15 protein-coding genes are annotated in these 13,404 nt (G+C 62.7%); 7 read left to right on the top strand and 8 right to left on the bottom strand.

All coding sequences use genetic code 11. The annotated features are described in order from the left end of the window. Positions 1–114 precede the first annotated feature (114 nt). Positions 115–1,686: a tannase/feruloyl esterase family alpha/beta hydrolase gene (locus PW789_RS16380; RefSeq protein WP_299378556.1), complete on the top strand. Its 1,572-nt coding sequence runs from the start codon at positions 115–117 to the stop codon at positions 1,684–1,686. Between the two features lie 11 nt (positions 1,687–1,697). Here PW789_RS16380 and PW789_RS16385 read toward each other — a convergent pair whose 3' ends face one another. The 5 genes from PW789_RS16385 to trpD form a co-directional block, all read right to left on the bottom strand. Then, entirely contained in the window at positions 1,698–3,053 is a 1,356-nt protein-coding gene (locus tag PW789_RS16385) for an energy transducer TonB (protein ID WP_299378558.1), read from the bottom strand. Positions 3,054–3,070: 17 nt separating this feature from the next. Next, positions 3,071–3,694 carry a thymidine kinase gene (locus PW789_RS16390; protein ID WP_299378560.1) on the bottom strand — a complete coding sequence of 208 codons (624 nt, stop codon included), beginning with the start codon at positions 3,692–3,694 and terminating at the stop codon, positions 3,071–3,073. An 89-nt stretch (positions 3,695–3,783) separates the two neighbouring features. Continuing rightward, positions 3,784–4,182 carry a VOC family protein gene (locus PW789_RS16395; RefSeq protein WP_299378562.1) on the bottom strand — a complete coding sequence of 133 codons (399 nt, stop codon included), beginning with the start codon at positions 4,180–4,182 and terminating at the stop codon, positions 3,784–3,786. Positions 4,183–4,560: 378 nt separating this feature from the next. After that, complete coding sequence (locus PW789_RS16400) at positions 4,561–4,929, bottom strand: YbjQ family protein (protein WP_299378564.1); 369 nt, start codon at positions 4,927–4,929, stop codon at positions 4,561–4,563. Positions 4,930–5,026: 97 nt separating this feature from the next. Beyond that, positions 5,027–6,070: an anthranilate phosphoribosyltransferase gene (gene trpD / locus PW789_RS16405; protein ID WP_299378566.1), complete on the bottom strand. Its 1,044-nt coding sequence runs from the start codon at positions 6,068–6,070 to the stop codon at positions 5,027–5,029. 119 nt (positions 6,071–6,189) lie between these two features. Here trpD and sucC point away from each other — a divergent pair, with 119 nt between their 5' ends. From sucC to sucD, 4 genes are all read left to right on the top strand, one after another. Continuing rightward, positions 6,190–7,362, top strand: coding sequence for an ADP-forming succinate--CoA ligase subunit beta (gene sucC, locus PW789_RS16410; RefSeq protein ID WP_299378568.1), 1,173 nt, complete (start codon positions 6,190–6,192; stop codon positions 7,360–7,362). A 25-nt stretch (positions 7,363–7,387) separates the two neighbouring features. After that, positions 7,388–8,200 carry an FAD-dependent monooxygenase gene (locus PW789_RS16415; RefSeq protein ID WP_299378571.1) on the top strand — a complete coding sequence of 271 codons (813 nt, stop codon included), beginning with the start codon at positions 7,388–7,390 and terminating at the stop codon, positions 8,198–8,200. Between the two features lie 10 nt (positions 8,201–8,210). Further along, positions 8,211–8,552, top strand: coding sequence for an FAD-dependent monooxygenase (locus PW789_RS16420; protein WP_299378573.1), 342 nt, complete (start codon positions 8,211–8,213; stop codon positions 8,550–8,552). 93 nt (positions 8,553–8,645) lie between these two features. Continuing rightward, positions 8,646–9,521, top strand: a complete 876-nt coding sequence (sucD, locus tag PW789_RS16425; protein ID WP_299378575.1) for a succinate--CoA ligase subunit alpha — start codon at positions 8,646–8,648, stop codon at positions 9,519–9,521. A 169-nt stretch (positions 9,522–9,690) separates the two neighbouring features. On the opposite strand, the gene PW789_RS16430 is transcribed toward sucD, so the two are convergent. After that, positions 9,691–9,852, bottom strand: coding sequence for a hypothetical protein (locus PW789_RS16430; RefSeq protein ID WP_299378577.1), 162 nt, complete (start codon positions 9,850–9,852; stop codon positions 9,691–9,693). A 118-nt stretch (positions 9,853–9,970) separates the two neighbouring features. On the opposite strand from PW789_RS16430, the gene ndk reads away from it, so the two are divergent. Then, positions 9,971–10,387, top strand: coding sequence for a nucleoside-diphosphate kinase (ndk, locus tag PW789_RS16435; protein WP_299378579.1), 417 nt, complete (start codon positions 9,971–9,973; stop codon positions 10,385–10,387). A gap of 68 nt (positions 10,388–10,455) precedes the next feature. On the opposite strand, the gene PW789_RS16440 is transcribed toward ndk, so the two are convergent. Then, complete coding sequence (locus PW789_RS16440; protein ID WP_299378581.1) at positions 10,456–10,917, bottom strand: GNAT family N-acetyltransferase; 462 nt, start codon at positions 10,915–10,917, stop codon at positions 10,456–10,458. 276 nt (positions 10,918–11,193) lie between these two features. Here PW789_RS16440 and PW789_RS16445 point away from each other — a divergent pair, with 276 nt between their 5' ends. Continuing rightward, positions 11,194–11,943, top strand: a complete 750-nt coding sequence (locus PW789_RS16445) for a hypothetical protein (protein WP_299378583.1) — start codon at positions 11,194–11,196, stop codon at positions 11,941–11,943. On the opposite strand, the gene PW789_RS16450 is transcribed toward PW789_RS16445, so the two are convergent. Next, positions 11,933–13,141 (bottom strand): SGNH/GDSL hydrolase family protein, encoded by a 1,209-nt coding sequence (locus PW789_RS16450; RefSeq protein WP_299378585.1) that lies wholly within the window; start codon positions 13,139–13,141, stop codon positions 11,933–11,935. The genes PW789_RS16445 and PW789_RS16450 overlap by 11 nt on opposite strands. Positions 13,142–13,404 lie beyond the last annotated feature (263 nt).

The following is a 13,404-nucleotide window of genomic DNA, read 5'->3' on the forward strand; positions in this document are numbered from 1 at the left end:
AATAAGTCGCTGGTGATTCGCTAATGTGTTCAGATGCCGGAAACGTGGCGCAGGGAAAAGAATAAACGACTGGCGCTCGAATGATTTAATGTGGGGCGGTATTCGGAGGCCGGTATGAGGTTGTTTTGGATCGGTTTAGCGATAGTGGCAGGTTCGACGGTGGTCTGGGGACAGCAACCGGCTGCCAAGTGCACGGCCCTCACCGGCGTAACGCTCGACCATGCGAAGGTGGTGCAGGCAGAACTCGCGCAACCATCGTCTCTCGAAGCACTTAAGGTCCACGATGCCGCAACCCTGCCCGCCTTCTGCCGCGTGCAGATCGAAGACCGCCCCTCCGGCGACTCCCGGATTCACACCGAGGTCTGGCTTCCCATGACCGGCTGGAACGGCAGGCTGCGCGCGCAGGGCAACGGCGGTTTCGCCGGAACGATCTACTACGACGCGATGGCCGAGACCGTCCGCCAGAGCTACGCCACCGTCGGCACCGACACCGGCCACACCGGCGGCACGCCCGACTTCGCCCTCGGACACCCGGAGAAGGTGAAGGACTTCGGCTGGCGCGCCGTGCACGATATGACCGTCCAGGCCAAGGCCGTCATCGCGGCCTTCTACGGTCGGCCGCAGCAGAAGGCCTACTTCACCAGCTGCTCCGACGGAGGCCGCGAGGCGCTCATGGAGGCGCAGCGCTTTCCCGGCGACTACGACGGCATCCTCGCCGGTGCCCCGGCCTACAACTGGACCGGGCTGATGGTCGGAGCCGCCGAGATCGCGCAGTGGATGAGCGCCGCCGAGGCCAACTTCCTGCCCGCCTCCAAAATTCCCGCACTGGCCCGGGCTGTCAACGCGGCCTGCGACGCCAAGGATGGCGTCAGGGACGGCATCATCAACGACCCGCGCACCTGCAACTTCGATCCGGCGACGATCGCCTGCAAGGCGGGCGATGACGACGACTGCCTGCTGCCCGCGCAGGTGGAGACGGTCAAACGCATCTATCGAGGCCCGGTGAATGACTCCGGCAAGGTCGTACTGAAGGGCCTGGAACCGGGAGCCGAGGACGGTCCGCAGGGCTGGTCGCACTGGCTCTCCGGCCACGACGCCGGATCGAACATGTCGTTCTTCGGCGAGGGCTTCTTCTCCAACTTCGTCACCGACGACCCTGGCTGGAAGGCGGCAAGCTTCTCCTTCGACCGCGACTACCGTGCCGCGCGCGAGAAGACGGCTATGGCGCTGAACGCCACCGAGACCAACCTCGAACCCTTTGCTCTGCGCGGCGGCAAGCTGCTGATGTACCACGGCTGGAACGACCCAGCGATTCCGGCGACGATGTCGATCAGCTACTACGAGGACGCGGCGCGGCAGCTCGGCGCGGCGACGACGGCCAGCACGCTGCGACTGTACCTCGTCCCCGGCATGCAGCACTGCGGCTTCGGCCCCGGCGCGACGGAGTTCGGACAGGGCATGGCCCCACGCGGCGACGCCGAACACGATATCTTCACCGCGCTCGAACAATGGACGGAGAAGGGCACCGCTCCGTCCACGCTCACCGCCGTCAAAGCCGAGGGCAAAGGAGCAGACCGCAAGGTCGTAATGACCCGCCCGCTATGCCCCTATCCACAGATAGCGAAGTACAACGGCAACGGCGACAGTAATCAGGCGAGCAGCTTTACCTGCTCCTTGGCCAGGTAGGCGGTCAACGCCTAATATCCGACGATGTTGTAGTGGACCGTGATAACGGTGGAAACCTTCTGGGGAACACCATTGAATAGATATGGCTTGTACTTCCACTGCCTGACCGCCTCCATTGCTGAATCGGTAAGCAGAGAAGAGGCGGAATCGATCACGCCGAGTTTTTCTATCGCGCCCTTCTCATCAATCTGCGCAGAGAGATAGACCGATCCCTCGACATGTTGCGCCCGTGCCTGTGGAGGATATTTAGGCACCACTTGGGTCATGAGGTGTACCTTGGCCTCGTTTTCAGAGATCGATCCATCGGGCATTTTGGATAAAGCAGTGGGATCGATCTTGGTCTCAAACGGGAGTTGCAGCAGTGTGGTCACCTGTATCGGCGTGCCTTTTACCCCGGCGGGTGCCCACTTCATCTTCAGAAGCTGATCGCGTGCTGCATCGACCAACCGAGGATTATCGGAATCCAATGCCTGTATCTCTCTCACTTGGCCAGTGTTGTCGAGAGATAGATAAAACAATATGTTTCCCGAGGTTTGTCCTGAGGGAACTGGTGGCCAGTCGACAGAGATGGAGCCTTTCGCGAGCCGTTTCGCTGTATCAGTACCGACCATCGTCGAACCCAGCGGATCAATTGCTTGCGCCCCTGGTGGCGCTACCACAGTGTCCTTCTTTGAAGGTCTTTCCAGAAGATTGATTCGGCCGATGAATAAAAGGCCATGTGCCTGCGAGATGAAGAGACGCGGCACATCTTTGTCTCCAAATGGAGCGAATTCATTGAACTCCATCACGTAACCGGGATAGTTGATTTCATGAAGGAGGTAATTGTTGTAAAAACAGATGCCGGCTGGCGCTGCAGGCGAATTGCTAAAGCCAAGGCTCAGGCTGGCGCATGGATTGCTCAATTCTCCGGAGGGACTGGTCAGCTGCTTCAGGTGCAGCTGTTGGTTGTCACGGAATGCAGCCGGGATGGGATCGTCGATAGCCGTAATGAACTCTTTGATCCAGATAGGCATGTAATCGCCGGTCGATTCGACATGACGCCCGGCTGTATCAACAACCGTGACGTGGTTCAAATTCGGTGCTGTGATGACGCGCTTCCACTGCGTTGGCGAGACCCAGACCTCTTCGATCTCAGCGTGCCGATCCGAATTCCGATCAAAAGCATCATGAACCGTCATCTTTAGATGAAATGGATGGGATCCCGGTGCGGTCAGAGCAGAGTGCTGTATCGCAATGGCCGAGGCATCAGCCAATGTCTTTGGATTAGGCGTTTCCGCGAAGAGGCAGGCCGAAAGAGACAACAGCAGTAAGAGTCCAGCAGAGTTGCGCAGCATGGCCGCTATTTTAATATCGGTGCCGAGTGGCACGCTCTGCCACCTTGGTGTCAGCCTGCCGTTGCGGTCGGCAGCTCCAGCTGTTCGCTGTTGTGCTCGTCCACGTATGGCTGGAAGTGGGCGCGGCAGCGGGCCTCGTACAGTCCGGCGGCTCCTACGACGACCAGCTCCTGGCTCTGCCCCAGCCGCTGCGTGTGGATGGCGGGTTGGCCGCAGGTCATGCACACGGCGGAGAGCTTGGTGACCTCGTCGGCCAGCGCCATCAGGTTCGGCACCGGGCCGAAGGGCTCGTTGGAGAAGGTCGTGTCGAGGCCCGCAAGGATAACGCGTTTGCCCAGGTGCACCAGCTCCAGCGCCAGCGGGATGATGTCCTGGTCGAAGAACTGCGCCTCGTCGAGGCCGATGACGTCGACTTCGTCGATCTTGCCGTTGGAGAAGAGGTCTTCGCGCAGGTGCGCGCTGGTCGGCGAGACGGTCGAAGCATCGTGCGTCTGCGAGCTGTGGCTGGCGATCGCGGTGCGGTGGTAGCGCAGGTCGATGTCGGGCTTGTAGCAGGCCACGCGCTGCTTCGCGATGCGCGCGCGCTTGAGACGCCGGATCAGCTCCTCGGACTTGCCGGAGAACATGGGGCCGGTAATCATCTCGATGCGACCGATGGGAGTAGGCTGCTGCATTACTCCTATATTAAATCGCAGCGGCGCCGTTAAATCACGACGGCACGACAGGGCACGGTGGATAACGTGGGAGAAACCGGCCTTCACGCCTACTTCTGAGGCTCTTCGTCCTTCTCCACAAGCGGCTGCCATAGCTCGACGCGGTTGCCCTCCGGATCGACGATCCAGGCGAAGCGCCCGAAGCCATACTCGTCGCGCTTCGGATCGATCGTCACGCCCGCCGCGCTGAGCTGCTCCAGCAGCGCATCGAGATCGTCGACGCGATAGTTGACCATCGCCTGCTGCGTGACAGGGAAGTACTTGCTGTCGGCTGGAAAGAGCGACCAGCTGGTTAGGCCCGTTCCGGCCGGGACCTCGTCGCTCCACTCGAAGCTGACGCCGCCGTAATCCGAGAGCTTTACGCCGAGATGTTCGACATACCATGCTGCCAGTGCCTTGGGGTCGCGGGCGCGAAGAAAGATGCCGCCAATACCGGTAACGCGTGCCATGGGGGTGTCTCCTGTAGCCGCGATCTTACACGAGCCGCATCCCCGCTCTATAAAGAGAAGAACGCGCCGCACCGCCTACGTTTTGACCGCCTCGCCGAAGAGACGCAGGTAGTTTCCTCCGCCGATCTTGCCGATTTCGTCCGGGGTAAAGCCGGTCTTCAGCATCGCGTCGACCACCGTATGGCCGCAAGGCCCGACCTCTTCATTTCGCCGGAGAGGTCGATGTCCCGGCCGGGCATCGTGTCGGCGGTCATGGGGATGTCGATGTGGTTGTGCGTGAGGAGAGGGTTGGATAGAGGAGCAGCGATGCCCCTCTATTCATTCACAGGCTTTGCAATAAGCAATCACAGTTTTGCGAAGGAAGCGAAGTCCGTTCGATCAGACGATCCGCTCGACCACCACAGCCGTGCCGTAGGCCAGCACCTCGGTGACGCCGTTCATCAGCTCGTTGGCGTCGTAGCGGAAGGCGATCACGGCATTGGCTCCCAGCTGCGAGGCGTGCAGCGCCATCATGGCGAAAGAGTCCTGGCGGGTCTTCTCGCACAGCTGGGTGAACAGCGTGATGTCGCCGCCCAGCATGGTCTGCAAGCCGGCGCCGATGGTGCCGAAGATATTGCGGGAGCGCACCACGATGCCGCGAACGACCCCTATATTGCGGACAATCTTGTATCCGGGGAGTTCCAAAGCGGATGTAACCAATGCAGGGTCGATAGTGAGGTGTGGTGGTGGGTAGGTCGAACTCGACATGCGAAGTGCGCTCCTTTTCCGGAAGATGGCGGATGGCCCATAAAGGTTGCCAGCGTCATCGCCGAGGACAGCGAACCTGGTTCGCCGTCTTCCGATATCAGCTGGTACGCGCGATGCGGGCGATCAGTTCCGTAACCGCGCCGGAGTCGATCGCCTTCGCCGCGAGTGCGACGCCGGTAGGAACGTCGGGTGCAAGATCGGCGGCGACCAGCACGGCGGCAGCGTTCAACAGAACGATGTCGCGGCGCGGCCCGGGCTCGCCGCGGAAGATCGCGGTGAGAATCTCGGCGTTGGTCAACGCATCGCCTCCGGCCAGCGCCTCGATGGGCGCCGGGGTGAGGCCTGCGTCTTCGGGGGTGAAGGTCGAGAGCGTGACGATGCCGTTGTGTACCTCGGCGATGTCGGTGGGACCTGAGATGGAGATCTCGTCCAGGCCGCGCACCGTGCCGTCGGACGCAGGAGCGGTGCCGTGGACCACGAAGGCGTGCCGCGTGCCGAGCAGCGCCATCGCCTCTGCCACCAGCGGCACGGCGGAGGCGGCGTAGACGCCCATCACCTGCGCCGAGGCTCCCGCAGGATTGGTCAGCGGGCCCAGCAGGTTGAAGACGGTGCGGATGCCCAGCGCCTTGCGCACCGGCATGACGGCCTTCATCGCCGGATGCAGTGAGGGAGCATGCAGGAAGGCGAAGCGATGGCGGCGCAGGGCGTCGGCGGCCTGTTCGGGCGTGTGGCCAACGGGAATGCCGAGGGCTTCGAGCACGTCGGCCGAACCGGTCTGCGAGGTGATGGCGCGATTGCCGTGCTTGGCCACCGACGCTCCGGCGGCGGCGGCGACCAGGGCCGAGGCGGTGGAGATATTAAATGTCCGTGAACCGTCGCCGCCGGTGCCGCAGGTATCGACCAGCGGAAGACGTTCGCTGTCGTCGAGCGGGATGGGGATGACGGCGGCGCGCATGGCGTCGACGAAGCCGGCCAGCTCGGCGGGCGATTCGCCGCGCGCGGCCAAAGCGCCGGCCATGGCGGCGATCTCGATGTCGGAGAGCTCGCCGCGCAGGATTTGCTCCAGCAGGGCGCGGGCGTCGTCGCGGGTGAGCGTGGAGCGGCTCTCGATCAGGTGCCTGAGGTGCGGCTGTGCGGGCATCTATTAAACGTATCAGGCGTGGGCGGCTCGATAACCGCACCGTTGTTCGCAATTCGCATTGCGGGGCGCCGCGACGGTTCGCTACACTTCTCGCGCGGGTGGAGTTTGAAGAGACATCTATGAAAATTCACGAATATCAGGCAAAAGAGATTCTCCGGAAGTACAGTGTGCCGGTTCCGAACGGCGTCATGGTTCAGACACTGGAAGAGGCCGATCGTGCCGCCAAGGACCTGTTTGACGCGGGAAATGCGGTCGTCGTGGTCAAGGCGCAGATCCACGCCGGAGGCCGCGGCAAGGGCGGCGGCGTGAAGGTGGTCAAGACGCTCGATGACGCCTCGAAGGCCTCGAAGGCCATCCTCGGCATGCAGCTGGTGACGCACCAGACCGGGCCGCAGGGGCAGAAGGTGCAGCGCCTGCTTGTCGAAGAGGGCTCGGCCATCGACCGTGAGTTGTACCTCGGCATCGTGCTCGACCGCGCCGCGGCCAGGCTGGTCTTCATGGCCTCGCAGGCAGGCGGCATGGAGATCGAGGAGGTCGCGCATGCCACCCCCGAGAAGATCTACAAGGAGTACATCGACCCGGCGCTCGGCCTGCAGGCTTACCAGGCGCGCCAGCTGGCGTTCAAGCTGGGCCTGAAGGCGACGCAGATTAATGACGCGGTGAAGTTCATGCTCGGCCTGTACAAGGCCTTCGTCGAGACCGACTCGACGCTGATGGAGATCAACCCCTTCATCACGACCAAGGACGACAAGCTGGTCGCGCTGGACTGCAAGATCAACTTCGACGACAACGCGATGTTCCGCCACAAGGACCTGAAGGAGCTGCGCGACCTGAGCGAGGAAGACCCGCTCGAGGTGGAGGCTTCGAAGTTCGCGCTGAACTACATCAAGCTCGACGGCTCCATCGCCTGCATGGTGAACGGCGCCGGTCTGGCCATGGCGACGATGGACATCATCGAGTACGCGGGCGGCAAGGCTGCCAACTTTCTCGACGTAGGCGGCGGAGCCAACCAGGAGCAGATCGAGAACGCCTTCGGCATCCTGCTGAGCGATCCGAACGTGAAGGCGATCTTCATCAACATCTTCGGCGGCATCCTGCGCGTCGACGTCCTGGCTACGGCCGTGGTCGCAGCGGCGAAGAAGCTGAACGTGCAGCTGCCCATCATCCTGCGCCTTGAAGGCACCAACGTCGAAGAGGGCCGCAAGATCCTGCAGGAGTCGGGTCTGAAGTTCTCAGTCGGTTCAACCATGAAGGAAGCCGCAGATCTGGCGGTAGCAGCCGCGAAGGCTTAACCTTCCAATTCACTGGATGTCACGCATGAGCATTGAAGGAAAGAAGATTGCCATCGTCGGCGGAGGTCCGGGAGGACTTACGCTGGCGCGGCTGCTTCAGATGCGTGGTGCGGACGTTGCAGTGTATGAGCGCGATCACAGCCGCGAGGCGCGCGTCCAGGGCAGTGCGCTGGACCTGCACGAGGACTCCGGGCTGGCGGCGTTGGAAGAGGCCGGTCTGATGGAGCCCTTCTGGGCAAACCATCGCTCCGATCTCGACCGTCTTCGCCTGACCGATAAGAACGGAACCATCCTGCACGATCACATGCGGCAGATGTCGGGCGCAGGCAAGCGTCCAGAGATCGAGCGCGGTCCTCTGCGCGATATCCTGCTGGACTCGCTCGCTCCCGGCACCGTTCACTGGAACCGCAGGCTGGAATCCGCTGCGGCCCACGGCGATCAGGTCGTGCTTCACTTTGCCGATGCCGACAGCGTCGTCGCCGATATCGCGATTGGGTGCGATGGTGCGAACTCACGGCTTCGTGCGCTGGTTACGCCTGTGCGTCCGGAGTACGTCGGGGTCACGCTCGTCGAATGCGTAGTTCCGGCGGCGAAAGACACTGTGCCCGAGGCGTGGAACCTGCTTGGTGGCGCCGCACTGATTGCGCTCGGAAGCGAACGCACCATCGGCATGGGAACCAAGCCCGATGGAAGTCTCCTGTTCTACGCCGGGTCTGAAGTGCAGCGATGCAGACGGCAAAAGACTGCTGGACGAGGCCGCCACCGCAGACAAGCGTGTGGCCTGGTTTCATACGAACTTCGCAGGCTGGAGCAAGCTGTGGGAGCCGCTGTTCGCTAAGGCGACATCGATGGTCTGGCGACCGCTTCTGGTCTGTCCCGCCGATCAGCGCTGGGACTCGAAGCCCAACGCGACCCTGATCGGAGATGCCGCGCATGTGATGCCGCCGTATGCCGGTGAAGGTGTGAACATGGCGATGCTCGATGCCCTGGTGCTGTCTCGCGCGCTCCTCAGCGCAACGGACATTGCCAGCGCGATCGCCTCGTACGAGGCCGAGATGTTCGCACGCATGCAGCACATGACCGAAGACACGATGTCGAACACCGAGATGTTCTATGCGCCTGATGCTTCAGAGCGCGTCGTCAACATGTTTCGCAGTTTTGCGGGAGCCGCAGCGGTGACTTCCGCGTAGTGCATGGACATCCGGCATCCGGGTGCATGCGTAGAAGAAGGAATTGGGAACGAAATACGTCGCGCATTGCGTGGGATTGGATAGGAGAGCGAAATGGCAGTTTTGGTCGACAAGAATACGCGTTTGATTGTGCAGGGAATTACAGGGAGAGAAGGCACCTTCCACGCGAAGGCGTGCCAGGAGTACGGCACCAAGGTCGTCGGCGGAGTCACGCCGGGTAAGGGCGGCACGACGCATGAGGGCTGGCCCGTGTTCAACACGGTCGAAGAGGCGGTCAAGGAGACTGGCGCGAATGTGTCGGTGATCTTCGTTCCTCCTCCGTTTGCTGCGGACGGCATCCTTGAGGCTGCTGCGGCGGAGCTTCCGCTGGTCATCTGCATCACCGAGGGCATCCCGGTGCTGGACATGGTGAAGGCGTGGGAGATTGTGCGCCAGTCGAAGACCCGCCTCGTCGGCCCCAACTGCCCCGGCGTTATCTCGCCGGGCAAGGCCAAGGTGGGCATCATGCCGGGCCGCATTCATAAGGAAGGCTCCATCGGCATCGTGTCGAAGTCGGGCACGCTGACCTATGAGACTGTCCACCAGCTGACGCAGCGCGGCATCGGCCAGTCCACCGCCATTGGCATCGGCGGCGACCCCATCATCGGCACCACGCACATCGACGCTCTGAAGCTTCTGAACGAGGACCCCGAGACCGAGGCGATCGTCATGATCGGCGAGATCGGCGGCACCGCCGAAGAGGCAGCAGCCGAGTACATCAAGGCCAACGTGAAGAAGCCGGTGGTCGGCTTCATCGCCGGACAGACGGCGCCTCCCGGACGCCGCATGGGCCACGCTGGAGCAATCATCTCCGGTGGCGAAGGCACTGCAGCCAGCAAGATGGCAGCCATGGAGGCCGCAGGCATCATCGTGGTCAAGTCGCCGGCAGAGATCGGCGAGGCCATGGCTCGGGTGCTGGGCAAGGCGTAAAGACAACCCGCTACGCGCGGGGCGGTCACTTCGTGACGCGTGTACCCCCTTCGGGGCGCAGCTCCCGTTGGTCGCATGAAGACGTATGTGCCGACCAGCGGGAGGCCCACGCGAAGCGGTATACAAGTCACGAAGTGACCGCCGCCCGCGCAGGGCGCACTCCCAAGCTTTAACGCTGCTGTTTACGGTAGAAGAAGCCTGCGGCGAGAAAGACCATCGCCACCAGGAACGAGAGTTGCGCGTGCTGCAGGGAGTTCTGACGCAGGGCGATCACGCCGCTGACGACCCAGGCGACGCATCCGGCAAACCAGATCCACGCGACATTGCGCATACGCCTATGATGCACCAAGCCGCCCCGCCCCGGTACGGTGTTTTCGCCGGATTTTCACCGCCATTTAGTACACTGGAGGGAGAAGATTTTTTAGCGGTTAGCCGCAAGGAGAACTACGTTGTCACAGCGCACATTCAGCATCATCAAGCCGGACGCGGTCAAAAAAGGCCACGCTGGCGCCATCCTGGCCGAGATTGAAAAGGCCGGATTCAAGATTGTTTCGATCAAGAAGGTTTCGATCTCCAAGGCTCAGGCCGAGGGTTTCTACTACGTTCACGCCGAGCGTCCCTTCTTCGGCGAACTCACCGAGTTCATGTCGTCGGGTCCGATCTTCCCCATGGTGCTGGAGAAGGACAACGCTATCGCCGACCTGCGCAAGCTGATGGGCGCGACCAACCCGGCCCAGGCCGAAGAGGGCACCATCCGCAAGAAGTTCGCCGCCTCCATCGGCGAGAACGCCATCCACGGCTCGGACGCCGAGGAGACCGCAGCGTTCGAGATCGGCTACTTCTTCGCCGGTTACGAGCTGAAGTAGTTTCACGGTTCGACAGAGGTACAGAGACGGCAGCGGGGATCATTCCGCTGCCGTTTGTTTTTGCGGTCTTATCCCCGGAGCGGCTTGCGGAAGTGAACGCAGCGGTCGACGATCTCGAAGCCCAGCGCCTGGTGCGCGTCGATGGAGACGATGTGGTCGATCCAGGTATCGGAGGCCATCTCCTTTGCCCCATGCTCGCGGGACCATGCCTCGGCCGCGTCCATCAGCGCACGGGCCATGCCATGTCTGCGTGACGCCTCGCGTACGTAGAGGCCCTCGATGAATCCCACGGGCTGTGCGGGATCGCAGCCGTCGGCGTGCGAGCGCAGCCCAATCTGCAGAAAGCCTGCGCCGTCCTCGGAGAGAAAGATGGCGGCAGGCAGTGTTCCGCAGAGGCTGGTTGTTAGGAGGTCGAGTATCTCGGCGGAGTGCTCCTCGCGGCTGCAGTCGGGCCACAGCAGGCAGCAGAGATCGACGATGGCGTGCAGGTCTTCCGGGCGAGCCTGGCGAATCCGGTGCGCTTGTCTCATGCCAATCCTCAAAGCCCCAGAGGATTCCCTCAGGCAATCAGATGATTGCAGAAACATCCTCCCCGACGAAATCCACAGGCAGTCTGTCAAGCCCCTTCAGTGGCTAAGTGGCTGCAGTGCATGGAGATCCATTTGCCGATCAATTCCCGCCGCACACCTACAATAGGAATAGAGCCTACTGCGGCCCGGCACACATCCTGTGCCGGGCCGTTTACTTTTGCGCCGCCGTTTCCTCGGAGCGCTGCGCCGGGCCAGCCCATCACAGGAGATTCCCCCATGACCGCCAACCATACCCGCCGCGCTGCAAAGACGAGCAGCGCTGCCGCTGCCTCGTACGCCGACGAGAGATCGCAGCCGCTCGACCTGCCCCGGATTCACGATGCCTGCTCGGTGCTTGAGGCCATCTCGGCCGTCGTCGCTGCACTGGGCGCAGGCACGCTCGAACCTGCACGCGCGCGGGTGTTGCTGTACGCGCTGCAGGTCGCCGGGGTCAACGCGCATCGCGTCGCGCAGCTGCCGGAGAAGAAGAGTCCGGCCCCGGCTCCGCGCGTCGAGCCGCCCGCGGCACCGCTGTGGGAGACCGATCCGGAGCAGTGGCGGATCGAGCAGGATGCCGAGGAAGAGCAGCGTCTTTACGAAGAACAGGAGCGGCTGCACGAAGAGCAGCAGCGTCAGAAGGCCGAGGAAGAGGCGAAGGGCAGGCGGGAAAGGAGTGCCGCTGCCATCGCTCCCGGGCCGCAGCAGATCGTTGCGATGGTTCCGGAGCAGCCGACGATCGATGAGGTGAAGCAGGAGGTGGAGGAGGAGAAGGCTTCCGGTGCAGCGTCGCCAGAGCTGCCGCAGGAGCGCATGACGACGGAGGCGGCATCTGTCCCGAACGGAGAACCACTGCCTGCGCCGCCCGTCGCAATGGAAGCGAAGAAGGCCCCGCTACCCGCTGTCGTCAACATCGTTCCCGGGTACCACAGCAACGCGCGCGAGCGTCTGCTCGCGCAGCGCCGCCGGGGTGTCGGGATTACTTTGTGAACAGCTTGAGATCGATGGAGTCACCCATCGACTTGTAGCCAGCATCGCCGGGGTGCAGATGATCGCCGGAGTCGGAGAGCAGCGAGAAGACGGCGGGATTGTTCATGTCCTGCGTGGCCTTTTCGAAGTCGACGAAGCCGTCGAGCAGAGGCGAGGTGCGGATCCACTTGTTGACGGCCTGGCGCATCTGCTCGCCAGCGGGCGAGGCGTACTTGGCGCCGACGTAGGGCGTCAGCGTGGCACCGAAGACCTTGATGCCGTGGGTGTGGGCGCGTGTCGCCAGCTGGCTGAGGCCCTGGATCAGGTCGTCGGCGGTGACGACGTCGTAGGGCTTGACCGGGTCCTGCGCGTGGCCGATGTCGTTGATGCTCTCCATGATGACGAGGTACTTTACGCCGGCCTGCGCCAGCACGTCGCGGTCGAAGCGGGCCAGCGCCGAGGGGCCTGCGTTGTCGTGCAGCACGCGGTTGCCGCCGATGCCCTCATTCAGCACGCCGAGGTTGCGCAGCTTCTTGTCGGCCTGCAGCCGCTGCGCGAGCACGTCGGGCCAGCGCTTGTTGGCGTCTTTGGTGCTGTGGGCTCCGTCGGTGATGGAGTCGCCGAAGGCGACGATCGCCGCCGCGTCATCGTTGTTGGCGCGCACGTCGATGCCCTTCAGGAAGGGCCAGTTGGTGATCTCCGTGGGCGAGGTCAGGGACTTCGCGCCGGCGAGGCTGCCCGCGGCGGTGTAGCTGGTCGTGTCGGCGAAGCCGTGCGCGGTGGCCTGGTGGATGGCCTGCTCCGGAACGACGAAGCTGACCGCAACGTCGGAGAGTGGCGCCAGCTTGAGCGCGACGGGATCGGAGACGGCGAGCGCGCCGGCGGGAATGGTGATGGAGGTGCTGCCGCCGAAGGTCAGCGGACGGGCGGCGGCGGGGTCGATCTCGCTGCCGGTGGTGCGCGGCGCGATGGAGGCGGAGCTGATGGTGAGCGACTCGGTGCCGAACTCGTTGGTGAGGATGATGCGGGCGGCGTCGCCGCCGATGGAGATGTGCGTGATCTCGCGATAGGTGGTCTCGGCGGTGCCGTATTTGCCGTCGTTGTTGGCGTAGGCCATCGGGGAGGTGGCCCAGGTGCCGACCCAGTGCTCGGCGGCGATGGCAGGCAGTGTGATGAGGAAGGCGAGGCCGAAGGAGAGCAGACGTGTTGCGGGTTTCATGTACTTCCTTTCGCAGAAGAGATCAGCCCGATCATGGTAGCGCAGTGCCAGCTCATGATCCGATACTCGGACACGGTGAGTGAAGCTCCTATGGCTGGCAAATCAGAGTTTGATGAATCTCGATCAGGTGCTGTTTGTGAGCTGCCCGGAAAGCAACTTCTTGTTATTGAGTTCCTAATGAAGAGAGCTCAGAAACTTACTCATCTCGTCGGTGACTTGTCGTTGGTTCGAGCGGTATACGTAGTGGTCGGCATTAGCGATTC

This window comes from Edaphobacter sp. (assembly GCF_028283685.1).
GTDB lineage: Bacteria > Acidobacteriota > Terriglobia > Terriglobales > Acidobacteriaceae > Edaphobacter.